Source organism: Tessaracoccus sp. MC1865 (assembly GCF_017815535.1).
Taxonomy (GTDB): Bacteria; Actinomycetota; Actinomycetes; order Propionibacteriales; family Propionibacteriaceae; genus Arachnia.
The window spans coordinates 2,839,763-2,861,735 of record NZ_CP072596.1 but is presented as its reverse complement, the minus strand read 5'-3'; the positions used below and the strand labels follow the sequence as shown (position 1 = coordinate 2,861,735).

Annotated in this window: 21 protein-coding genes; 3 read left to right on the top strand and 18 right to left on the bottom strand. The window is 68.1% G+C overall.

Annotation, left to right across the window (positions count from 1 at the left end; all coding sequences use genetic code 11):
• Positions 1–57 precede the first annotated feature (57 nt).
• Together J7D54_RS13295 and J7D54_RS13290 are read right to left on the bottom strand one after the other, a co-directional pair.
• Entirely contained in the window at positions 58–180 is a 123-nt protein-coding gene (locus J7D54_RS13295; protein WP_076061440.1) for a methionine/alanine import family NSS transporter small subunit, read from the bottom strand.
• Positions 177–1,754 (bottom strand): sodium-dependent transporter, encoded by a 1,578-nt coding sequence (locus tag J7D54_RS13290; protein ID WP_209455147.1) that lies wholly within the window; start codon positions 1,752–1,754, stop codon positions 177–179. Before J7D54_RS13290 ends, J7D54_RS13295 begins: the two co-directional genes overlap by 4 nt.
• Positions 1,755–1,935: 181 nt before the next feature.
• Between J7D54_RS13290 and J7D54_RS13285 the strand changes: the two genes are divergently transcribed.
• Positions 1,936–2,472 carry a hypothetical protein gene (locus tag J7D54_RS13285; RefSeq protein ID WP_182763399.1) on the top strand — a complete coding sequence of 179 codons (537 nt, stop codon included), beginning with the start codon at positions 1,936–1,938 and terminating at the stop codon, positions 2,470–2,472.
• 19 nt (positions 2,473–2,491) lie between these two features.
• Here J7D54_RS13285 and yaaA read toward each other — a convergent pair whose 3' ends face one another.
• On the bottom strand, positions 2,492–3,262 hold the full coding sequence (gene yaaA, locus J7D54_RS13280; RefSeq protein ID WP_182763232.1) for a peroxide stress protein YaaA: 771 nt from the start codon (positions 3,260–3,262) through the stop codon (positions 2,492–2,494).
• Between the two features lie 89 nt (positions 3,263–3,351).
• On the opposite strand from yaaA, the gene J7D54_RS13275 reads away from it, so the two are divergent.
• Entirely contained in the window at positions 3,352–4,251 is a 900-nt protein-coding gene (locus tag J7D54_RS13275; protein ID WP_182763233.1) for a PAC2 family protein, read from the top strand.
• 21 nt (positions 4,252–4,272) lie between these two features.
• On the opposite strand, the gene J7D54_RS13270 is transcribed toward J7D54_RS13275, so the two are convergent.
• From J7D54_RS13270 to J7D54_RS13200, 15 genes are all read right to left on the bottom strand, one after another.
• On the bottom strand, positions 4,273–5,985 hold the full coding sequence (locus J7D54_RS13270; RefSeq protein WP_182763234.1) for an FAD-binding oxidoreductase: 1,713 nt from the start codon (positions 5,983–5,985) through the stop codon (positions 4,273–4,275).
• The gene (locus tag J7D54_RS13265) at positions 5,982–6,788 is read right to left on the bottom strand and encodes a 1-acyl-sn-glycerol-3-phosphate acyltransferase (protein ID WP_245244027.1); all 807 of its coding nucleotides are present in this window, start codon (positions 6,786–6,788) and stop codon (positions 5,982–5,984) included. Before J7D54_RS13265 ends, J7D54_RS13270 begins: the two co-directional genes overlap by 4 nt.
• Position 6,789: 1 nt before the next feature.
• Positions 6,790–7,563, bottom strand: a complete 774-nt coding sequence (locus tag J7D54_RS13260) for an SDR family oxidoreductase (protein ID WP_182763235.1) — start codon at positions 7,561–7,563, stop codon at positions 6,790–6,792.
• Between the two features lie 205 nt (positions 7,564–7,768).
• Entirely contained in the window at positions 7,769–8,953 is a 1,185-nt protein-coding gene (locus J7D54_RS13255) for an acetate kinase (RefSeq protein WP_182763236.1), read from the bottom strand.
• Positions 8,954–9,026: 73 nt separating this feature from the next.
• A complete protein-coding gene (gene pta / locus J7D54_RS13250; protein WP_182763237.1) occupies positions 9,027–11,084 on the bottom strand; it encodes a phosphate acetyltransferase in 2,058 nt (685 codons plus the stop codon).
• A 51-nt stretch (positions 11,085–11,135) separates the two neighbouring features.
• A complete protein-coding gene (locus J7D54_RS13245; protein WP_182763238.1) occupies positions 11,136–11,684 on the bottom strand; it encodes an NADPH-dependent FMN reductase in 549 nt (182 codons plus the stop codon).
• A 75-nt stretch (positions 11,685–11,759) separates the two neighbouring features.
• Positions 11,760–12,833: an LLM class flavin-dependent oxidoreductase gene (locus tag J7D54_RS13240; RefSeq protein WP_182763239.1), complete on the bottom strand. Its 1,074-nt coding sequence runs from the start codon at positions 12,831–12,833 to the stop codon at positions 11,760–11,762.
• A 47-nt stretch (positions 12,834–12,880) separates the two neighbouring features.
• Positions 12,881–13,759 carry an HNH endonuclease signature motif containing protein gene (locus tag J7D54_RS14325; protein WP_256437900.1) on the bottom strand — a complete coding sequence of 293 codons (879 nt, stop codon included), beginning with the start codon at positions 13,757–13,759 and terminating at the stop codon, positions 12,881–12,883.
• Positions 13,669–14,319, bottom strand: coding sequence for a DUF222 domain-containing protein (locus J7D54_RS14355; RefSeq protein ID WP_182763240.1), 651 nt, complete (start codon positions 14,317–14,319; stop codon positions 13,669–13,671). The genes J7D54_RS14325 and J7D54_RS14355 overlap by 91 nt, the downstream gene beginning before the upstream one ends.
• A gap of 181 nt (positions 14,320–14,500) precedes the next feature.
• Entirely contained in the window at positions 14,501–14,860 is a 360-nt protein-coding gene (gene mnhG / locus J7D54_RS13225; protein ID WP_182763241.1) for a monovalent cation/H(+) antiporter subunit G, read from the bottom strand.
• Positions 14,860–15,171 (bottom strand): monovalent cation/H+ antiporter complex subunit F, encoded by a 312-nt coding sequence (locus J7D54_RS13220; RefSeq protein WP_076061396.1) that lies wholly within the window; start codon positions 15,169–15,171, stop codon positions 14,860–14,862. Before J7D54_RS13220 ends, mnhG begins: the two co-directional genes overlap by 1 nt.
• Entirely contained in the window at positions 15,168–15,767 is a 600-nt protein-coding gene (locus J7D54_RS13215; RefSeq protein ID WP_182763242.1) for a Na+/H+ antiporter subunit E, read from the bottom strand. Before J7D54_RS13215 ends, J7D54_RS13220 begins: the two co-directional genes overlap by 4 nt.
• Positions 15,764–17,320 carry a Na+/H+ antiporter subunit D gene (locus J7D54_RS13210; RefSeq protein ID WP_182763243.1) on the bottom strand — a complete coding sequence of 519 codons (1,557 nt, stop codon included), beginning with the start codon at positions 17,318–17,320 and terminating at the stop codon, positions 15,764–15,766. Before J7D54_RS13210 ends, J7D54_RS13215 begins: the two co-directional genes overlap by 4 nt.
• Entirely contained in the window at positions 17,317–17,751 is a 435-nt protein-coding gene (locus J7D54_RS13205; protein WP_182763244.1) for a Na(+)/H(+) antiporter subunit C, read from the bottom strand. Before J7D54_RS13205 ends, J7D54_RS13210 begins: the two co-directional genes overlap by 4 nt.
• Complete coding sequence (locus tag J7D54_RS13200; protein ID WP_182763245.1) at positions 17,748–20,648, bottom strand: Na+/H+ antiporter subunit A; 2,901 nt, start codon at positions 20,646–20,648, stop codon at positions 17,748–17,750. The genes J7D54_RS13205 and J7D54_RS13200 overlap by 4 nt, the downstream gene beginning before the upstream one ends.
• 152 nt (positions 20,649–20,800) lie before the next feature.
• Between J7D54_RS13200 and xylA the strand changes: the two genes are divergently transcribed.
• Positions 20,801–21,964, top strand: a complete 1,164-nt coding sequence (gene xylA, locus J7D54_RS13195; protein ID WP_233120763.1) for a xylose isomerase — start codon at positions 20,801–20,803, stop codon at positions 21,962–21,964.
• The last annotated feature ends 9 nt before the right edge of the window (positions 21,965–21,973 follow it).

Sequence of the window (21,973 nt, the reverse complement as noted above, 5' to 3'; positions counted from 1 at the left end):
GACACGCGACGACGGCGCGGCCACCATCGGTGGCCGCGCCGTCGTCGTCTGTCTGGGTCAGTGGTCGCCTTCGTCGACGACGACCTCGGGGGTGCGCACGAGGTGCACCACGGCTGCTGCCAGCCCACCCCAGAGGGTGAGCATGGCGATGATCATCATGGTGATGGCAATGGGTGTCATTTCTTCATGATCTCCTCATACTTGGCGTCGAGCGCGTCCTCGTCCATGGATTCCACGGTGCCGCGTTTCCACGGCGTGAGGGCCAGGAGGGCGGCTCCGACGATGAGCGACGCCACCATGCCCCAGCCGAAGATGCCCAGCATCCCCAGCGGGTAGTCCCCGTAGGGCGTGGTGACGTGCTTGATGACCTCGGTCACCAGGATGTAGCCCAGCACCACCGGCACGACGACGGCGACGAGCACCATCCACGCCTTGCCGAAGCGCACGCTGGAGACGCGATAGAGGTGGCTCTGCAGCAGCGGGATCTTCCGCAGCACCCAGGCCACCACGATCACCATGGCGAACGCCCCGAGCAGGATGCCGAACTTGTTGATGAACTCATCCGTGATGTCCAGGAAGAACAGGCCGGTGGTGGTGGACAGCAGCAGCATGGACGCCGCGGCCATCGGCAGGCCGACGGCGAGCGTGGCCTGCACGCGGCCGAGGCCCAGCTTGTCCTGCAGCGCGGCGGTGCAGACCTCCACGATGGAGATCATCGACGTGAAGCCGGCGAACACCAGCGACGCGAAGAACAGGGCGCCCAGGAGCGGGCCGATGGAGCTGGAGGACACGATGCTGGGGAACGCGATGAACGCCAGCCCGATGCCTCCGGAGGCCACGTCGCCCACCTCGCTGCCCGACGACTGCGCCATGAAGCCCAGCACCGCGAAGACGCCGATGCCGGCGAGCAGCTCGAAGCCGGAGTTCGCGAACCCCACCACCAGGCCGGAGCCGGTCAGGTTGGTGCGGCGACGCAGGTAGGACGAGTAGGTGATCATGATGCCGAAGCCCACCGACAGCGAGAAGAAGATCTGACCGTACGCCGCCGCCCACACGCCGGGGTTCGCCAGCGCGGCCCAGTCCGGGGTGAAGAAGGCGTTGAGACCGTCCATCGCGCCCGGCAGGGTGAGCGCCTGGATCACCAGGACCAGGAACATCACGAGCAGCAGCGGGATCATCACCAGGTTGGCCCTCGCGATGCCCCGCTTGACGCCGAGGCCGATCACCACGAGCGTCAGGACCCACACCAGCAGCATGGGGACGGCCACCTGCGGGACGAAGTCGAACCCGATGTGCGGGGTCTCGGCCACCTGGAGGAACTCGCCGAAGAGGAACCCCTCCGGGTCGTCACCCCAGGCCTCGGTGAAGCTGAAGAGGAAGTACATGGCGGCCCACGCGAGGATCGCGGCGTAGTAGACGGCGATGACGAAGCAGACCAGCACCTGCCACCAACCGAACATCTCGCTCCACTTCTTGCCGGCCCGGCGCAGCGCCAGCGGGGGAGAGGCGCGATAGCGGTGGCCGAGGGCGTAGTCGAGGAACAGCAACGGGATGCCGGCGGTCAACAGCGCGATGAGGTAGGGGATGAGGAAGGCGCCGCCACCGTTGGTGTACGACACGTAGGGGAATCGCCAGATGTTGCCGAGACCGACGGCGGAGCCGATGGCCGCCAGGATGAACACGTTGCGTGAGCTGAACGTCTCGCGACGGTGGGTCGTCGGCGCCGCTGGCCGCATGACAGATGGATCGCTCATCCGTCCTCCTATGGGTAGTGATACGGGCGTAGCGTATAGGCCACGGGGGCGCGCGCGATAGGGGGTGCGCACGATGGCTCGCTCAGTGGCCCAGCGCAGTGCGGCCCCGGGATGTGTGCCTCATGTCTCAGTGTCGCCCGCCGTGGGAGACTCTGGTGAGCACCAGACGGAGGAGAGCCCTGTGAGTGACGTCCCGCCCTACCGACCCGACGACTTCGCCGACCCCTCGTCGCCGTCGGAATTCGGCCCCGCGCCCAGCCGGGGCGCGTCGTCGCCCGCACCGTGGGGCCAGCCCCCGGTCCAGCCCCAGCCCCAGCCGTACGGGCAGCCGGCGCCCTATGGCCAACCCGCTCCCTATGGCCAACCCGCTCCCTATGTGCAGCCGGGACACTATGCACCCTCGCCCTACGCGCAAGGGCCGGGGCCCTATGCGGCGCCCTGGGCGCGCCCCGAACACCCGCAGACGCAGATGGTCTTCATCCTCGGCATCGTGGGCATCTTCACCGGTGTCGTGTCCTTCGTCGCCTGGTACCTGGGGGGACAGGCCAAGAAGGAGATCGAGGCCGGCGCGCCGTTCCCGTGGGACGGCAACCTCAAGACCGGGTACATGCTTGGCAAGGTGTTCAGCATCATCTGGATCGTGCTGATGGGTCTGGGCGTCGTGTTCTGGGTGCTGTACATCCTGTTCTTCATCTCCCTGTTCGCCTCGATGCCCTGACGCTGGGCGTGGGGCGGACTCAACGCACGAAGACCGGCTGGTCCTTCGTCGAGCGGGCCTCGTCGTACTCGTAGCCGTCGCGGTTGAAATCCAGCAGCTTGGAGGGCGTGCGCACCCGCTCCTTCACCAGCCACGCGGCCATCGTGCCACGGGCCCGCTTGGCGTAGAAGCTGACGATGCGGGGCTCGCCGTCCTTGTCGCGGTCCTCGAAGCGCGGCGAGATGATCCTGGCGCCCAGGCGTTCGCCGTCGAGCACCTTGAAGTACTCCGTGCTGGCCAGGTTGATGAGGACGTCGGCACCGGGGGAGGCGTCCAGGTCGCGGTGCAGGAGGTCCGTGACCTGACTGCCCCACCAGTCGTACAGCGACTGCCCCCGAGCGGAGGCGAGCCGGGTGCCCATCTCGAGGCGGTGCGGCTGGATGAGGTCCATCGGCCGCAGCAGCCCGTAGAGCCCGGAGAGGATGCGCAGCGACTTCTGCGCCTCGGTGAAGTCGCGGGCGTCGAACGTGTGCGCCTGGAGGCCCTGGTAGACATCGCCGTTGAAGGCGAGGATGGCGGGCCGGGCGTTCTTCGCGGTGTGTTCGCTGGTGAAGTCCTGGTACCGCGTGGCGTTGAGGTGGGCCAGGTCGTCGGAGATGTGCATGAGCCGCGAGATGTCCGCCGGGGATTTGGTGCGCATGATCTCGATCAACCCGTCCGACTGCCCGATGAGGCGCGGCTCGGAGTGCTTCTTCGTGGGCAGCGGGCTTTCGAAATCCAGCGACTTCGCCGGCGACAGGACGGACAGCATGGCCCCGATTGTAGGTGAACCCACGCGGGGACGTGCCTGGGAATACCCAGGGCAGTATCGGTGTTTGAATGTGTGAGGAGGATGTATTCATGTTGGACCCAGCAGCCCTGTACCAGTTCGAGTCGCACGTCGACCCACGCACGATCCACGCCAAGGCGATGGTGGTGACGCTCGGCGCCTTCGTGGACGCCGGACACGTGCAGCGACTCGTGGACGAGCACCTGCTGGAGACGTTGCCCAACCACGTGCTGGCGCGCTTCGACGCGGACCAGCTGCTCGACTACGCCAGCCGTCGGCCGCCCATCACGTTCGAGCGCGACCACTTCACGGACTACGAGCGCCCCGAGATCACCCTCCACCACGTCCTGGACACCGACGGTGCCCCGTTCCTGCTGTTGAACGGCCCGGAGCCGTCGTACCAGTGGGAGCGGATGGCCGCCGCCGTCGTCCACCTCGCCGACACCTTCGACGTGGCGCAGGTGATCACGCTCCAGGGAGTGCCCATGGCGGTGCCGCACACGCGCCCCGTGTCGCTGTCGCGCTTCGCCACGAGCCCGGACCTGATCCCCGGCCACCAGCCCATCTTCGGCACCATGCGCATGGGCGCCTCACTGCCGGCGCTGCTGAACGTCCGGCTCGGCGAGGCCGACGTGGCGTCCGTGGGCCTGGCGGCCCACATCCCGCCGTACCTGGCGGAGACAGACTTCCCCGCGGCCGCCGTCGCGCTGCTCGACTCGCTGGGAGTGCACGCCCAGCTGAACCTGCCGACGTCGACGCTGGAGACGAAGGCGGTCCACGTGGCCGCCCGGCTGGGTGAGGGCATGGCCGCGGACGACGACCTGCGCGAACTGGTGGAGTCGCTCGAGGAGCAACACGACCGGGTCGTGCGGGCGCTGGGCCACCAGGCGGAGCCCGAGGACGTGCCCTCGGCCGATGAGCTGGGCGCTCAGGCCGAGGCCTTCCTCAGGTCGCTGGACGACACCGAGTAGGCCACGTGGCCCCGGCAGGCGTCAGCCGACGTGGTCTGCTGAGTTCGTCGAAATGCCCGGCGCGCCCTCGTGGACGATCTTGCCCGGGTTGAAGTTGCGGCCCGGATCCACGCCGTCGAACAGCTTGCTCTGGATGAACACGCCCGCGGGGGAGATGTCCTGCTCCATCCAGGGGCTGTGCTCCTCACCGACGCCGTGGTGGTGCGACACCGTGCCATGGTTGTCCATGAACGCCTGCTGGATGGCGCGCTTGGCCAGGTCGTAGGTCACGAGATTGCTCTCGGAGTCGTCGTTGATGGCGAAGGTGAAGTACTGGCACGCGCCCGAGTGGTACGAGTGGCTGAGGTGGCAGAACACGACGCCCCGCAGGCCCAGGTCGTCCATCACCTGGTAGAAGGCGTCCGTGGCGTTGGTGTGGATCTGCTCCGCGAAGGCCCAGGGGGTCGTCGTCTCGGAGACGTCGCAGACCAGGCCGTGGTCCAGCATGAAGTCGCGCAGGTAGGGGGTGTCGTACTTCTTCTGGTCGTACAGCGCGCCCGGGCCCTTGCCGACGCCCATGCCGCCGTTGTTGCGCACGATCTTTCCGACGATGCCCTTCAGGTAGCGCACGTGGCTGGCCGAGCCCTCGAAGCCTACGAAGCTCATGGCGATCTGGCTGAGGTCCCAGCCCTTCTGTTCCATCAGCTTCTTGATGCCCTTGCTGATCAGCGACGAGACCTTGCTGCCCTTCTTGCCGTTGGCCATGATGTATTCGGTTTCGAGAGCATCCGAGACGCGGGCCATCATGACCTCCGCGTCGGATTCGACGATCTCGCGGCAGGCCTTGAGGCCGTCTGCGTAGGTGGCGTAGAAGTACGCCTGGATCTCGCGCACCTCCGGCACGCGGTGCACGTTGACCCACGCGGACGTGATGACGCCCAGGCGACCCTCGGAGCCCAGCACCATCTCGCGCACGGACGGGCCGGACGAGGTGGACGGGAGGGGGCGCAGCGTCAGCACCTGGCCGGGCATCACCATGGTGAGGCCGCGGGTGATGTCGGCGATGTCGCCGTACTTGTCGGACTGCATGCCCGACGAGCGGGTGGCGATCCACCCGCCGAGCGTGGACCACACGAACGAATCGGGGTGGTGCCCCAGCGTCCAGCCGCGAGCCTGGAGCTGGTCCTCCATGTCGGGGCCGAAGACGCCGGCCTGGATGTGCGCAAGGCCCGAGACCTCGTCGATCTCCAGCACCTTGTTCATCCGGCCGAGGTTGACCGAGACGACCTGCCGCGACTCACCGGGCATGGCCTCCAGGGCGGCCACGATGTTGGAGCCGCCGCCGAACGGGATCAGCACGGCGTCGGCGTCGACGACGGCGTCCACGAGTCGTTCGACCTCACGCTGGGTGCCGGGGTAGAGCACCACGTCGGGTACGCGGCCGAGCTGGCCGCGGCGCACGCGCACCAGGTCACGCACACCCTTGCCGAACGCGTGGACGACGCGGGTCTCGTCGTCGGTCTGCACGTACTTCTCGCCCAGGATGGCGACGAGGCTCGTGCGCAGCGACTCTGAGAGCTGGGAGGCCGGCACCTCGAGGGAGGAGAAGGGCGGGACGGGTTTGACGGGTTCGTCGATGTCGACGCCGACCCTATTCATGACGAAGGGTGCGAACTTCGGCTTGTCCTTGTAGCCGAAGCTATGGCCTTCTTCGCCCCAGCCCCACCACTTCTGCTGCTTGACGCCCTCGATCATTGAGGATCCTCCTGCTTGTCGGCCTGCTCCCGGGCATGTTCAGCCAGAGTCGCGATTTCCGTCTCCTGTGCGCGTTCGAGCGCCACATTACGCTCATACTCCGCGAGCGTCTTCTTACCGTAAGCGCGCGCGGTCGTGTCATGGAGCTCCAGCACCTGGCGGCGCATCCGCTCGTTGAATTCGTGGGCGATCTCGCCGGGCCGCGGCGTCATGGGCCGTCCGAACACGACGTGCACCTCGGGCCGGCCCTTGGGGAGGTGCTTCTGCTTCGACGGCCAGGCCTCGAAGGCGCCGACGAGGGCCACCGGCAGCGCCGGCACGCCGCGCGAGATGCACAGCGACGCGACGCCGGGGACGTACTTGCCCATCGCGCCGGTGCGGGAACGCGTGCCCTCGGGAAACAGCAGCAACGGGACGCCGTCAGACAACAGCTGGCCGGACATGCCGCGCCTGCCCTTGCCGCCCTTGCCGCGGTCGATCGGGAAGCCGTTCATGAACAGCGCCATCGACATGGACTTGAACCAGTTGCCGAAGAAGAAGTCGCCCGCCGCCCCGGTGGCGACGCGCTTCGAGAGGCGGGTGGGCAGCGAGGCCAGGATGAGTGGGGCGTCGAGGTGGGAGGAGTGGTTGCCGAACACGATGAAGGCGCCGTCGAGGGTGTCGAGGTTGCTGGCGCCGTGCACATGGACCCGCAGCAGCCGCATCAGCGCGGGCTTGAGCACCAGCATCTGGGCGGTCTGGCGCGTCGTCGCCTGCACCTTGGAGGTGTAGCGCGAGTTGCCCGATTCGAGTTCGGCGGCCACGTCAGTGCTTCCTCGAGGCGGACAGCTTCTTCGAGAACCAGCGGGTGAAGGAGCGCGGACCGTGATCCGCGAGGAACATGGCGGTCTTCCACTTCCAGTCCGGCACCGACTCGAAGCGGCCCTTGGCGGAGTCGTCGAGGGCGGTGCGCACGAGCTTGTCCGCGTCGATCCACACGATGCCTGGCAGCTTGGAAGCGTTGATGCCTGCCCGCTGGTGGAACTCCGTCTTGACCCAGCCGGGGAGCAGCGCGGTGGCGGTGACGCCGGTGCCGCTCAGCTCCAGGGCCAGGGAGTTCGAGAACGTGCGCGCCCAGGCCTTGATGGCGGAGTAGTTGCCGGAGAAGATCGACGACGACGAGGACGCCACCGTGATGATCTGGCCGTGCCCGCGGGTCTTCATGGCGCGGGCGGCGGAGCCGCTGAGGATGAACACCGCCACGCACATGACCTCGATGGCGTTGGTGTTGAGTTCCACCTCGTCGGGGTTCAGCGACGTGGAGTGGAGGCCGAACCCGGCGTTGTTGATCAGGATGTCGACGGGGCGGCTGAGGTCCTCGAGCCGCTCACCGATGCGCAGCATGTCGGCCCGCTCTGACAGATCCGCCTGAATCGTCTCGACCTCGACGCCGAACTGGCCGTTCAACTCGGCCGCGACGGCCTCGAGGCGGGCAGTGTCGCGGGCCACCAAGATCAGGTTGGTGCCACGCCTGGCCAACTCCTGCGCGAACGCGAGACCGATGCCGGAAGTGCCACCCGTGATCAAAGCTGAAGCCATGAGGTCAAAGGTACGCCACTGGGGGTGGGGCTCGCGAAGCGTGTCGGGCGTTGCTGAGCGGGGTTTGTGGTAATCCCACAACGGCGGGGCCCGCGGTTGTCGGAGAGCTACAAAAAGGGGGCTGGAAATGCTTCAGGGGGCGATCTCGCGCAGACGCGGACCGTTCGGCCCGGTGTGCGCGACACCACCCCCTGAAGGGCTTTGCTCAGCGGGAGATGACCTCGAGGGTCTCCTGCGCCATGGCCAGTTCCTCGTTGGTCGGGATCACCAGCACGCGGACCCTGGACTCCGGCGTTGAGATCTCACGCGGCTCCTTCGACCGGGCGTCGTTGGCGGCCTGGTCGAGTTCGAAGCCCAGGTTCTTCAGGCGCTCGATCACGGGGCGACGCACGTGCGCCGCGTTCTCGCCGACACCGGCGGTGAACACCAGGGCGTCGACCCCGCCCAGCACGGCGATGTAGGAGCCGATGTACTTCAGTAGCCGGTGCACATAGACGTCGAGCGCCAGCTGCGCGCGCTCGTCGCCCTCCAGGATGGCCGTCTGCACGTCGCGCATGTCGGTGAACCCGCAGAGGCCGCCCATGCCGGACTTCTTGTTGAGCAGGTTGTCCACCTCGTCGATGGTCATGCCGCTGCGCACCAGGTACTTGTGCAGACCGGGGTCGACGTCGCCGGAACGGGTGCCCATGACGAGGCCCTCCAGCGGGGTGAGGCCCATGGAGGTGTCGATGGCGACCCCGCCGTCGACGGCGGAGATCGAGGCGCCGTTGCCGAGGTGGCAGACGATGGTCTTGAGGTCTTCGATGGGCTTACCCAGGAACTCCGCGGCCTTCTTCGACACGTAGCTGTGCGAGGTGCCGTGGAAGCCGTAGCGGCGCACGCCCAGGCGCTGCGCGGTGTCGTAGTCGATGGCGTAGGTGTAGGCCTCGGCCGGGAGGGTGGAGAAGAACGCCGTGTCGAAGATGGCCACGTGCGGGACGTCCGGCAGGACCTCCTTGGCGGCGTTGATGCCGGCGATGCCGGGCGGGTTGTGCAGCGGCGCCAGGTCCGACAGCTCCACGAGCTTGTCGATGACGCTGTCGTCGATCAGCACCGACTCGATGAAGGTGGCGCCACCGTGCACCGTGCGGTGACCCACGGCCACCACGTCGTCGAGGCTAGGCCCGTGGTCCGTGAACATCTTCACGACGGCGGCCACTGCCTCGGTGTGGTCCGCGAACGGGCGGGCCTCGTGGTACTCCTCATCGCCCACCTCGTGGGTGATGGTGCCGACCTCGAGACCGATGCGCTGCACGATGCCGACCGCCTGCGGCGAGCCCACCCCCGGATCGAGTAGCTGGTACTTGATCGACGACGATCCGCAGTTGAGCAGGAGGATCGGCTGGCTCATGGCGCTTCCTTTATTGGGTGGTGGTGATGAACGACGCGGCAGGGTGGGGGACCCTGCCGCGTCGGTTCCTGGCTCAGTTGGTCTGGGCCTGGATGGCGGTGATGGTGATGGTCGACACGATGTCGTCCACGAGGGCGCCGCGCGACAGGTCGTTGACCGGCTTGCGGAGGCCCTGCAGCACGGGGCCGATGGCGATGGCGCCGGAGGTGCGCTGCACGGCCTTGTAGGTGTTGTTGCCCGTGTTGAGGTCCGGGAAGATGAACACGGTGGCACGCCCCGCGACCTCCGAGTTGGGCATCTTCTTGGCGGCGACCACCTCGTCGACGGCGGCGTCGAACTGGATGGGGCCCTCGACCTTCAGCTGCGGCGCGCGCTCGCGCACCAGGCGGGTGGCCTCGCGCACCTTGTCGACGTCTGCGCCGGAACCCGAGTCGCCCGTCGAGTACGACAGCAGGGCCACGCGGGGCTCGATGCCGAAGTTCGCGGCGGTGGCCGCCGAGGTGATGGCGATGTCCGCCAGCTGCTCGGGGGTGGGATCCGGGTTGACGGCGCAGTCGGCGTAGACCAACACGCGGTTGCTCATGCACATCAGGAACGAACCCGACACGACGGAGACCTCAGGCTTGGTCTTGATGAACTCCAGCGACGGCCGGATGGTCGCGGCGGTGGTGTTGATCGCGCCCGACACCATGCCGTCGGCCATGTCCAGGTGGACCATCATGGTGGCGAAGTAGGACGGGTCCGTGATCCGCTGGCGGGCCTGCTCGATGGTGACGCCCTTGTGGGCGCGCAGCCTGGCGTATTCCGCCGCGAACTGCTCGACCAGCTCCGGGTCCTCCGGGTTGACGACGGTGGCGTCGGAGAGGTTGAGGCCCAGCTCCGAGGCGCGCTGGCTGATGCGCGCCACGTCGCCCAGCAGGATGATGTCTGCGACGGAGCGCTGCAGCACGATGTCCGCGGCCTCGAGGATGCGGTCGTCCGTGGCCTCCGGCAGCACGATGCGCTGCTTGTTGGCCCGGGCCATCTGCATGATCTGGAACTCGAACATGGTGGGCGTGCGGATGTCCGTGGTGGTGAGGTCGATCTTCTCCAGCAGCGCACTCTCGTCGACGTACTGCGAGAACAGGGCCCGCGACACCTCGATCTTGCGGGGGGAGCTGGTGGACGTGCCGCGCACGCCCTGCAGCTTCACGGCGGTGGAGAAGGTGTCGCCCTTGGTGACCGCGATGGGCAGGTCGATCGTCGAATCCGTGAACAGCTTCGACACCGATTCCGGGATCTCGAAACCGCCGGTCAGCACCATCGCCGACAGCGGGCCGTAGTGCGGCGAGCGGTGCGCCATCACGAGGCCGGGGAGCAGGTCGAGGCGGTCCGCCGGCATGATGACGGTGGATTCACGCTTCAGGTAGGGCAGCAGGTTGGGCAGCGTCATGCCGCCCACGATGGTGTGCAGCGACTCGTGCGCCAGGAACTCGCTCTGCCCCAGCCACTGGGTGGCGCCGACGGCGGCGAACTGGGCGCCGACGGAGGGGGCGCGCAGCACGGGGCTGTCCGGCAGCACGGCGACCACGGCTTCACGGACCCTGTGCAGCGCATCGGCGACCTCGGCCTCCCGGCCCTCGTCGGCATGCGTCGCGATCAGCGCGATGACGGTGTTGTGCCGCGACTCGAACGCATCGACGGCGGACTCGGTCATCCGCTGGACCTGCTCGGCCGAGCGGTCCTTGGCGCGTGCCACGAATATCACGGGCGAGTTGAGGTTGGCGGCGATGACGGCGTTGTGGTCCAGCTCCAAGGCCGACTCGAAGTCGTCGTAGTCCGAACCGACGATGACCACGGCGTCGCGGTTCTCCGACAGCTCGCTGTACTTCGCGACGATGGTGTCGATCGCCTGGTCCGGATCCGCGGCGTAATCGGCGTAGGTCACGCCCACGGCGGACTCCAGCGACTGGTTGACGCCCTTCGGCGAAAGGAGGGCCTGGGTCACTGCGTCAGCGTCGAGGGAGTGCACGAGCGGGCGGAAGACGCCCACCGAGCGCACCTGGCGAGCGAACAGGTCGATCACGCCCAGGGCGATGGACGACTTACTGACCAGCCGCTCCGACGAGGCAATATAAACACTTTTGGTCACGGGGACCACCTTATCGCGATTCGTTTGTTGGAATGGGGCGGGTCTACACCGTCAGCGTAGGAGCTTCGCGGCGGCCACCACGACGGCGTCCAGCAGGTGCTGCAGCTGCCCGGGCCGGTGGGCGTCGGGGCGGACCTGGTTGCCGTCGAATTCAGTGGCGTTGTTGAGCGACACCTGGTTGCGCAGCCCCCACAGGTGCAGCGCCGCGAGGATGGGCCGCCACGCCTCGACGGCGCGCACCCCGCCCTCGAAGCCGTAGGAGACGAACGCCACCGGCTTGAACGCCATCTCCATGCCGAGGTGGTCGACGCCGTTCTTGAAGCCGCCCGGTACGCCGTGGTTGTACTCAGGGGTCAGCCACACGTAGCCGTCGCAGGCGGCGAGCGCGTCGGCCCACGCCTGGACGTTGGCGTCGGGGTACTTGCCCGCGTAATCGAAGGGCTCCACCTCGTCGGTGAGCACCGGCAGGTTGTAGCTGGCCAAGTCGATGAGCACGAACTCGGCGTCGGTGCGCTCCGCGGCGAGGCCCATGATCCAGTCAGCGACGGATGTGCCCTTGCGGCCCTTGCGGACAGAGCCCAGAACGATGCCGATCAACATGTCAGGGCCTTTCGGGTGCGCGAGAACGGTGTTGGTATACCAGCGACTCTATCGCGGCCGAGCGGCTCAGGCGGCTCAACTGTCGAGGAGGGCCTCCGCCAGCAGTTCGAAGCCGCGCACCTTCGCCGGCCAGCGGTCTGCGGCGTCGCCCTCGTAGGCGCCCTGGACGGGGTGGACCATGATCTCGTCCACGCCGAACTCGGCTGCGGTTTCGCGCAACTGGTGGGCGACCTCGTCGGGATTGCCCACCGCCCACGTGTCGAGGGTGGGCTGGGCGGCGCGGCGCAGGTCGTCGGTCAGCAACCGCTTGACGTCGGCGCCGACGAACGGCGAAGGCGACAGGCCGCCGCCGGTGGAGAACTTCGCCATCGTGTAGAGGTGGGGCTCGACGAGTTCCCAGGCCTCGTCGGCCGTCTCGGCCACGCAGACGTTGACGGTGACGAACGTCCGCGGTGCCTCACCGTTGTCTGTGGGTTGGAACGAGCCGCGGTACAGGTCGAGCGCCTGCCGCGTGCCGCGCCCGCTGAAGTGGCGCGCGAACACGTACGGCAGGCCGAGCGCAGCGGCGAGTTGCGCCGAGTAGTCGCTGGAACCCAGCAGCCACACCTGCGGGGAGTGCTGGATGTCCGGGGCGGCGCGGAGGTGGTAGGTGCGGCCGTGGGGGAGCCGCACCTCGGCGCCCTCGGGGTTGAGCAGGGTCAGGATGTCGGTGACGTTCCGGGGGAACTCGCGCACGGGGTCGACGGGGCGGCCATCGGCGTCCACGAAGTGGCCCCCTGCCAACTGACCTCGGATGGCGGCCGACGTGATGGGGTCTGTGCCCGGCGCGCGGCCGATGCCCAGGTCGATGCGGTCGCCGTACACGGCGGTCAGCAGCGAGAACTGCTCCGCCACGGCCAACGGGGCGTGGTTGGGCAGCATCACGCCGCCGGAGCCGAGGCGGATCTGGTGCGTGTCCTGCCCCAGGTACATCAGCTCGACGGCGGGGGAGGTGGATGCGACCGAGTCTGTGTTGTGGTGCTCGGCCACCCAGTACCGGGTGAAGCCCAGCCGGTCCGCCGTCTCGGCCATCTCCCGGCTGGCCCGGAGGCTGTCCGCCGTCGTCTGGCCCCTGCGGACGCTGATCAGGTCTAGTACCGAAAGCTGCATACCCCCCACCGTAGAGGCACCGTTCAAGCTGTGGTCTCCGTGGGGCCCTATCTCGACGACGCCCGGCAGGCCACGCCCTCAGGGGCAGCGGATTGCCAGACGGCCGCGGTGCGGGCGATCAGGTCCTCGAGCCGGCTGAGGTCAGGGGGCTCGGGTTCGTCTGGGCAGGGTGGTGCCTTGGTCGAGGAGACGAGGTGTTCGCGCAGGAGGTGCCTGCGGTGTTGCCTCGCCCTTCGCGCCGGGTCGACATGTCGGGGTGGGGTGAACCACGGCTTTCCGGTGTCCGGGTCGAGGTGGACCTGCCACTGCGATTCGGCTGACTGTTGAGGGTCTGGTTCGACCAACCGGTGATGGTGCGGACACAAAAGCACCGCATTGCCTAGACAGCTGGTTCCGCCTGCCCACCAGGGGACGATGTGGTGCGCCTCACACGAGGCAGGTCTGGCGGTGCAGCCGGGGAATGCGCAGCCTCCGTCGCGCAGTGCGAGGGCGGTGCGGATCCCGGTGGGGAACAGGCGGTGTTTGCGGCCGACGTCCAGGGGTTGGGATTTGGTGCCGAGGACGACGGGGATCAGGTCCGCGTCGCAGGCCAAGTGTCTGGCGTCGGCGGCGGATAGGCCGCCTAGGCTGTGGCCGCCGAGGACGTCGACGCGTCCCAGGCCGGTGAGCAGGGTGTCGTAGTTGACGGTGATGTGGACCTGGGGGCGGTCTCCGCCGTGGGCGGGGAGTTCCCCGGTGGCGGCGGCGGTGTGGACCAGGATCATCAACGCGTCCGCGCGGCGCATGGCGGGGCCGGAGGGTTCGTCGGAGTCGCGGTACGACGAGGCTGGCGGCGTCACCGCGTCCAGTTGGGCGGCGAGTAGTTCCGCTTGGGCGGTGGGCAGCAGGCCGGTGAAGCGGGAGGCGCCGTGGTGGTCCGGGGTGATGGTGAGGTACCGGTTGCGGTGGCGGCGCGGTCTTGGGCGTCGAGTCTCTTCTTGTCTTCGGCGTCGGCGCCGTCGGGGTCGATCACCCGGAACACGTGGCTGGCCAGTTCCCGCAACTCGTCCGGGCCGAGGTTGTGGACCTCCGCCAGGACGGAGCGCTGGCACAGTTCCACCTCTGCACGCGTCACAGCGTTGGGGAGCTTCCGTAGCCCGGAGATGATCGCTTCGGCCTGCGCCAGCGAGATTTCCCCGTCGTTCAACGCATCAGCGATGAGCGGGAACCGCTCCCCGAGATCCATGGCGAGCTTCAATGAGGCGGTGGCCTGACCGGTGGTGGTGCGCACCGACTGCCGCACCTCTTCCACCACGCCGTCGGCGGCGGAGAGGCGGGCCTCATGGAGGAGGTGGAGACGCAGCCCGGCCAGTTGGGCCTCGGCCTCGGTGACGGTGTGCACCATGTGGCCCAACCGTTCTGCGGCCGGTGAATCAGTTAGGAGTGAGCCTGCGGCGTCCCAGAGCGCAGCGATGCCCTGCTGCATCAGTTCCCGCGCTTCGCTCATGTGAACTATGCTAAAGGAACGCACGGTCTAAAACAAGGAAAAACATGTTGTCAGTCGCAACTTGTGCTAGCAGGTGCCCCTGACATTTCCCCGTCAGCAGTAGCCGACCACGAGCAGGCGGCAGCCGCGGCCGGCGTCGATCCTTTGACCCAGCCGCAGGCGGCGGGCCCAGGAAACCGTCTCAGTCCAGGTGGCGGAAGCCGGCGTCCTTGAGGTCTTCGGCCAGGTGGTTGACCAGGAGTTCCGAATCATCCGTCAGCCCGCTTCGGTAGGCCGAGCGCGACACCATGCTCGCCGAGACGGGAGCCGTCAGGAGTTGCAGCGCAATGATCAGCAGGCACAATCCCAGGGCCCACCAGGTGCGGAGGCTGAGCGCGATGCCGACGGAGACGAAGATCAGCCCCAGCACCTGCGGCTTGGTGATGGCGTGCATTCGTCCCAGCAGGTCAGGGAAGCGCACGAGGGCCACGGCGGCGCCGAAGCACAGGATGGCCCCCACCAGGATGGACAGTGCGCTGATGAAGTCGAAGACGGTGTCCATCACACCCGCTCCTTCCGCTGTCGGTTGTAGCGGTGCCGCTGCAGCATCCGGTCCGACACCATGCGGGCCACCGACACGGCGCTGGTGAAGCCCAGCATCGACAGCAGGACGAGCACCATCAGTTCCGTGGACATGTCCGTCCAGACCACCCACAGCCCGAGCGAGGCCACCATCACGGCGACGATGAGGTCTGCCGCGACGGAGCGGTCGAGCTGGGAAGGGCCCGCCGCGATCCGGTTGACGCCGATGAACGCCGCCACGGTCAGCAGCACGGCCGCGACGGACAGGATGATGTTGGTGGCCAGGATCATGGTTCGACCTCCAGGTCGAGGGCGTCGGGGGCCGGGTGGTGGTGCAGCGCGGCGTTGAAGTCCTCTATCTCGCGGCGGGAACCGAAGGCGCGCACCACCCGCGACTCCACGTCGACGGCCATCTTCTGCACCCGCCCGATGGGGTCGTCGCCGTGCAACTGGATGGCGTGCAGGTAGAGGCGGCGCGGGTTGCGCACCACTTCGACGACGACGGTGCCGGGCACCAGTGAGATCATCTCGGCCACCTGCACCTGGTAGAGGTCGTTGTCGGTGATGAGGTCGATCCGCACGATGCCCGCGCGCAGGTCGACCTTCCGGTGGAACGCGAGCAGGAACACGCGGATGGACGACACGACCAGGTCGTAGACCAGGTGCCCGATCAACCGCAGGATGCCCACCGGCCGAAGGCGACCCTTCCAGAACACGGGGGGGAGCGGGAGCACGATGCCCACCACGTAGCCCAGCAGGAGGCCGGACACGATGATCATGGGGGAGACGCTGCCCCAGAGCAGCACCCAGACGGTGGCCATGGACAGCACCGACAGCGGCCGGAACGTGAGCCGCTCTGCCAGGGGCACGCGGGACCTGGCGATCATCGCAGACCTCCCGGCAGCACGGCCTGGACGTAGGAACCGTCGCGCAGCGCGGCTGCGGCGGCGTGCGCGTACTCGTAGAGCGGGCCGGCGAACACCGTGAGGGCGAGGCTGAACAGGATCAGCCCGATGGTGGCGCCCACCTGTAGCGGGGGCATGGGGCGGGTGTCCTCGTCGGCGATCTCGTCGGGGTCGAGGTCCTGCGCCGCGGCATCCGCCCGGCGCTGTTCGGCGGGGGTGACGCCCCAGAATGCCCGGTTCCAGACCTTGGCCATCGCCATCAACGTCAGCAGGCTGGTCAGCACGCCGCCGGCGAGCACCGTCCAGGCCAGCGGGGTGCCCACCTCAGCGGCCGCCTGGAGCAGGCCGAGCTTGCCGATGAAGCCCGACAGCGGAGGGATGCCACCGAGGTTCATGGCGGGGATGAAGAACAGCGCCGCCAGCAGGGGGGCGACCTTCAGCAGGCCGCCCAGCCCGTCGAGCGACGACGTGCCGCCGCGTCGCTCGATCAGTCCCGTCACGAGGAACAACGTGGCCTGGATGGTGATGTGGTGCGCGGTGTAGAAGATGGTGGCGGCCAGGCCCGCGTCGGTGCCCAGCGCGACGCCGAAGATCATGTAGCCGATGTGGCTGATCAGCGTGAAGGACAGCATTCGCTTGATCTCCACCTGGGCGATGGCGCCGAGGATGCCCAGCACCATGGTCAGCAGAGCCGCCACGAGCAGCACGTTGTAGACGGTGTCCGCCGGGAACAGCAGGGTCTCGGTGCGGATGATGGCGTAGACGCCCACCTTGGTCAGCAACCCGGCGAACACCGCGGTGACGGGGGCCGGCGCCGTCGGATAGGAATCCGGTAGCCACGACGACAGCGGGAAGACCGCCGCCTTGATGGCGAACGTCACGATCAGCAGCACCTCGAGCAGCAGCTGGACCGGCTCCGTGAGGTCGCGCAGCCGGACGGCGAGGTGGGCCATGTTGACGGTGCCCGTGGCGGCGTAGATGGCCGCGATTGAGATCAGGAACAGCGACGAGCTGAGCAGCGACACCACGACGTAGGTGGTGCCAGCCCGGATCCGGTCCGACGTGCCACCCAGCGTCAGCAGCACGTAGGACGCGAACAGCAGCATCTCGAAGCCGACGAACAGGTTGAATAGGTCACCCGCGAGGAACGCGTTCGAGACTCCGGCCATCAGCAGCAGGAAGGTGGGGTGGAAGATCGAGACGGGGGTCTCGCGCTTGACCTCGTCCCTGTCCTGGCCGGTGGCGAACAGGAGGACGCCCAGAGCGATGACGGAGGCGACGAACAGCATGAGCGCGCTCAGCCGGTCCACCACCAGCGAGATGCCGAGGGGTTCGGCCCACGCGCCCAGCCAGAGGGCCATGGGGCCGTTGGCGTGCGTGAGCCACATGAACAGGGCACCCAGGGCGACGATGCCGCTCAGGCTGAGGATCGACACCAGGCGCTGGAGCCCAGGGCGACGGGGGAGGGCCAGCGCGACGGCGGCGCCGCCGATGGCGAGCAGCACCGGGAGGGGGAGGAGGTTGTGGAGCATCATTCGCTGACCACGTCCGCGCCGGTGTCGGAGAAGGTGGTGTCCTCGTAGGACTCAGAGGTGACGTCGTCGAGCGCGAGCTGCCGGATGCGCGCATCCTCGACGTCGTCGGCCACCTCGTCGTGCCCGTGCAGCTGGAAGCTGCGGTAGGCGAGCGTCAGCACGAACGCCGCCACCGCCATGGTGATGACGATCGCGGTGAGCACCATCGCCTGGGGCAACGGGTCCGAGACGCCGTCCGCGCCGGAGTCGCCGAGGCCGATGATCGGCGCCAGAGCCGGCTTGCCGGCCGCCACCAGGAACATCAGATTCACGCCGTTGCTGGCCACCATGACGCCCAGCAGGATGCGGGTGAGGGAGCGCTCGAGCAGCAGGTACACGCCTGCCGCGACGAGGGCGCCGGCCGTAATGGCCAGGACGAGGTTCGCTGTCATCGGCGCTCTCCGTAGCCGGGGATCGCCTTGGTGGAATCCGGGATGGGCATGGGTGCGATCTCCTCGGAGGCGTGCTGGTCGATGCCGGAACCGAGGCTGCGGGCCACGTCGAGCAGCATGCCGATCACGACGAGGTACACGCCGATGTCGAAGACCGTCGAGGACACGAGGTGGAGCTCGCCGAGCAGGGGGATGGTGAGGTGGGCGTCGTAGCTCTGCAGGATGTTGCCGCCGAAGAACACCGGGGTGATGGCAGCGAGCAGCGCGAGGATGAGCCCGCCGCCGAGGAGTCGTCCGGCGTCGAACGGGGCGGCCTCGTCCAGTTCGTGGCGGCCGGCGGCGAGGTAGCGCGTCATCAGCGCCATGCCCGCCACGAGGCCACCGGCGAAGCCGCCGCCCGGCCAGTTGTGGCCCGCGAGCAGCAGGTAGACCGACACCACGATCATCACGCCGAACAGCATCCGGGTGACGACCTCGAAGACGAGCGAGCGCACCATCGGCGACAGCGTCTGGCCGGCACGCAGCCACACGCCCGGCGAGCTGTCCGCCTGCGGCTCGTCCTCGCGCGATTCGAAGGCCTGCGCCGTCGAGGTGATCCCCACCACCCGGGAGCGGAGGAAGATCAGCGACGCGACGCCGGTGGCTGCGATGACGAGCACCGAGATCTCGCCGAGCGTGTCCCAGGCTCGGATGTCCACGAGCGCGACGTTGACGATGTTCTTGCCGTAACCGAACTCGTAGGCGGCCTCGTACCAGGCCTTGGACACGGGCTCTGCCACCCGGGCGCCCACGGCGACCAGCGAGATCAGCGTCACCGTGGTGCCGACGGCCAGCGCGATCAGCACGCGCCACCACCGCGTCGAGCTCAGCGGCCGGTTGGTGAAGTAGCGCGGCAGCTTTCGCACCACGAGCACGAAGACCACCACTGTGACGGTCTCGACGAGGACCTGGGTGAGCGCGAGGTCCGGCGCCCCGCCCATGGCGAAGAGCAGCGCGAGGCCGTAGCCGGTGACGCCGACGAGCAGGACGGCGCGGATGCGGCCACGGGAGGCGGCCGCCAGGGCCGCGGCGGTCACCATCACGGCGGCGACGAGGAGTTGGGGCCAGTTGTCGAAGAGCCGGTAGGTGGGCCAGATGCGGATGCGCAGCATGGCGTAGGTGGAGAGGGCGACCATCACCAGCAGGATGGTGCCGAGGTAGATCGACAACGAGCCGCGCTGGGTGCGCGCGGTGACCTCGACGGAGATCCGGTCCAGCCCGTGCATCGAGCGGTGGAAGATCTCCTCCGACGTGGTGGTCGTCGGGAACGTGCCCTGGATGTCGGCGATCCGCTCGCGGAAAACGAAGAGGAGCACGCCCGCGGCCACCGCGATCATGGACATCCCGAGCGGCCAGGAGACGCCGTGCCACAGCGCGAGGCCGTGGCTGGGCTGCCCGTGCCCGACCTGGGCGGCGTAGGGGGTGAGAATCTCCGTGAGCTGGGGGCCGAGGAAGCCCAGCACCAGGCTGAGCGCGCCCAGGAACATCGGCACGCCGGCCATGCCGAGGGCGGGACGGTGCCAGCTGAGCGCCGGGGCGCCGTCCTTGGAGGCGAAGGCGCCCCACCAGAAGCGCAGCGAGTAGGCCACGGTGATGGCGGAGCCGAACACCAGCGCGACGGCCAGCGCCGCCGCAGCGAGGGGCGTGACAGCCTGGATGTCGCCGACCACCAGGTAGACGATCGACTCGAACGCCGCCTCCTTCGTGAGGAAGCCCACCAACGGCGGCATGCCGGCCATGGAGAGCGCCGCGAGGCCCGCGAGGACGGCCAGCCAGGGCACCCGGTACCCGACACCGCTGAGCTCGCGGATGTCGCGGGTGCCGGCGGAGTGGTCGATGAGGCCGACGCACAGGAACAGGGTGGACTTGAACAGCGCGTGGGCGATGACGGTGCCGATGGCCGCCAACGCGGCAGCCTCCGTGCCGATGCCCGCCAGCAGCACCATGAACCCCAACTGGGAGACAGTGCCGTAGGCCAGCAGCAGCTTGAGGTCCGTCTGGCGCAGCGCGCGCCAGCCGCCCATGATCATCGTGAGGGTGCCCAGCAGCATCACGGCCGGCCGCCAGAACGGTACCGTCGCGAACGCCGGGGCCAGCACGGCGACAAGGTAGACGCCGGCCTTCACCATGGCCGCGGCGTGCAGGTAGGCGGAGATGGGCGTGGGTGCCGCCATCGCACCCGGCAGCCAGAAGTGGAACGGCACGAGCGCCGACTTCGACAGGGCGCCCACCAGCATCAGGAGCGCGCCCGCCGTGGCGAGGACCCCCGTCGGCGGGTTGGCGACGATCTGCTCGAGGGAGAACGTGCCGGAGGCGCTCCAGAGGGCGATGATGCCGATCAACATGGCCAGGCCACCGGTGGTGGTCACGACCAGCGCGGTGTGCGCGGCGCCGCGGTTGGCGCGGCGGGTGGGGTCGTGGCCGATCAGCAGGTAGGAGAAGACCGTGGTCAGTTCCCAGAAGACGTAGAGCACCACCAGGTTGTCCGCGGTGACCAGCCCCAGCATCGTGCCGGCGAAGAGCGTGAGCACCGCGGCGGACCGGCCGCTGGTGAGGCCCTCGAAGTACCAGCGGGAGTAGATCAGGACGCCCACACCGATCCAGGTGACGATCATCGCCAGGACCCACTGGAGCAGGCCCAGGCGCAGCGTGAGATCGATGTCGAGCGCCGGGATCCAGCCGTAGGCCTCGACGTAGGGGCGGCCCGCCAGGATCAGCGGCGCCTTGGAGACCAACCAGCTGCCTGCGGCCAACGGGGCGAGCGCCAGGATGAAGTAGGCACGGGCCCCCATCCGCTTCACGATCAGGGGCGTGAGGGCGCCCAGAATCGCATGGACGGCGATCAGGGCATAGAGCACGCCAGAGCTCCCCTCGGGTTTGGGTTCTTGGTGGCGGGGTCAGCTTATCGGGTGTGGCAAAGGGCTCTCAAAGTTCGGCGATGCCCGTTGCCGTGTCTGGGGTCGTGCTGATATTGTTTTCTCAGAAAACAAATCCAATGGAGGAGAGTCCCGTGTCTGATCTTCGTTATTCCTTCGGTCTCTGGACGGTGGCCTGGCGTGGCACCGATCCCTTCGGCAGCGACACGCGGCCTGAGTTCGACCCCTGGTACTACACCGACAAGCTCGCCGAGCTCGGCGCCTGGGGTGTGACCTTCCACGACAACGACGTCTATCCGTTCGATGCCGACGACGCCACCGTCGCCAAGCGGCTGGCCAAGTTCAAGGAGGCGTGTGACGCTTCCGGCCTGACCATCGAGATGGTCACCACCAACACCTTCAGCCACCCCATGTTCAAGGACGGCGGCCTGACCTCGAACGACCGCTCCGTGCGTCGCTACGGGCTGCGCAAGATCCTGCACGCCGTCGACATCGCCGCCGACATGGGTGCCAGCACGTTCGTCATGTGGGGCGGGCGTGAGGGCGCCGAGTACGACAGCTCCAAGGACTACCACGCGGCACACGCGCGCTACGCCGAGGGCCTCGACACCGTCGCCGGCTACATCAAGGAGCAGGGCTACGGGTTGCGCATCGGCCTGGAGCCCAAGCCCAACGAGCCGCGCGGCGACATCCTCCTGCCCACCATCGGGCACGCGCTGGGCCTGATCAACACGCTCGAGCACGGCGACATCGTGGGCCTGAACCCGGAGGTCGGCCACGAGCAGATGGCCAACCTCAACTACACCCAGGGCCTCGGGCTGGCGCTGTACTGCGACAAGCTCTTCCACATCGACCTCAACGGCCAGCGGGGCCTGAAGTACGACCAGGACCTCGTGTTCGGCCACGGCGACCTCATGAGCGCCTTCTTCACCGTCGACCTCATCGTCAACGGCTTCCCCGCCAGCCCGGACGCGCCGCGCTACGACGGCCCGATCCACTTCGACTACAAGCCCAGCCGCACCGAGGGCGTCGAGGGCATCTGGGATTCCGCGAAGGCCAACATGGAGGCCTTCACGATGCTCGCGGACCGCGCCAAGGCCTTCCGCGCCGATCCCGAGGTGCAGGAACTGATGAAGAAGGCCTCCATCTTCGAGCTCGCGGAGCCCACCCTCGCCGAGGGCGAGACCATCGCGGACCTGCGCAAGGCCGAGATGCCGGATCCCGCCGAGAAGGGCGCCCGCGAGTATCATTTCGTCGAACTTCAGCAGGCAGCGCTGCGGCACCTGCTCAAGGGCTAGGAGACCGAC

Bases quoted from the DNA above. Each gene is read 5' to 3' on its own strand.
- J7D54_RS13295 (WP_076061440.1), bottom strand. From the start codon at position 180: ATGACACCCATTGCCATCACCATGATGATCATCGCCATGCTCACCCTC.
- J7D54_RS13290 (WP_209455147.1), bottom strand. From the start codon at position 1,754: ATGAGCGATCCATCTGTCATGCGGCCAGCGGCGCCGACGACCCACCGT.
- yaaA (WP_182763232.1), bottom strand. From the start codon at position 3,262: ATGCTGTCCGTCCTGTCGCCGGCGAAGTCGCTGGATTTCGAAAGCCCG.
- J7D54_RS13275 (WP_182763233.1), top strand. From the start codon at position 3,352: ATGTTGGACCCAGCAGCCCTGTACCAGTTCGAGTCGCACGTCGACCCA.
- J7D54_RS13270 (WP_182763234.1), bottom strand. From the start codon at position 5,985: ATGATCGAGGGCGTCAAGCAGCAGAAGTGGTGGGGCTGGGGCGAAGAA.
- J7D54_RS13260 (WP_182763235.1), bottom strand. From the start codon at position 7,563: ATGGCTTCAGCTTTGATCACGGGTGGCACTTCCGGCATCGGTCTCGCG.
- J7D54_RS13255 (WP_182763236.1), bottom strand. From the start codon at position 8,953: ATGAGCCAGCCGATCCTCCTGCTCAACTGCGGATCGTCGTCGATCAAG.
- J7D54_RS13245 (WP_182763238.1), bottom strand. From the start codon at position 11,684: ATGTTGATCGGCATCGTTCTGGGCTCTGTCCGCAAGGGCCGCAAGGGC.
- J7D54_RS13240 (WP_182763239.1), bottom strand. From the start codon at position 12,833: ATGCAGCTTTCGGTACTAGACCTGATCAGCGTCCGCAGGGGCCAGACG.
- J7D54_RS14355 (WP_182763240.1), bottom strand. From the start codon at position 14,319: ATGAGCGAAGCGCGGGAACTGATGCAGCAGGGCATCGCTGCGCTCTGG.
- mnhG (WP_182763241.1), bottom strand. From the start codon at position 14,860: ATGGACACCGTCTTCGACTTCATCAGCGCACTGTCCATCCTGGTGGGG.
- J7D54_RS13220 (WP_076061396.1), bottom strand. From the start codon at position 15,171: ATGATCCTGGCCACCAACATCATCCTGTCCGTCGCGGCCGTGCTGCTG.
- J7D54_RS13215 (WP_182763242.1), bottom strand. From the start codon at position 15,767: ATGATCGCCAGGTCCCGCGTGCCCCTGGCAGAGCGGCTCACGTTCCGG.
- J7D54_RS13210 (WP_182763243.1), bottom strand. From the start codon at position 17,320: ATGATGCTCCACAACCTCCTCCCCCTCCCGGTGCTGCTCGCCATCGGC.
- J7D54_RS13205 (WP_182763244.1), bottom strand. From the start codon at position 17,751: ATGACAGCGAACCTCGTCCTGGCCATTACGGCCGGCGCCCTCGTCGCG.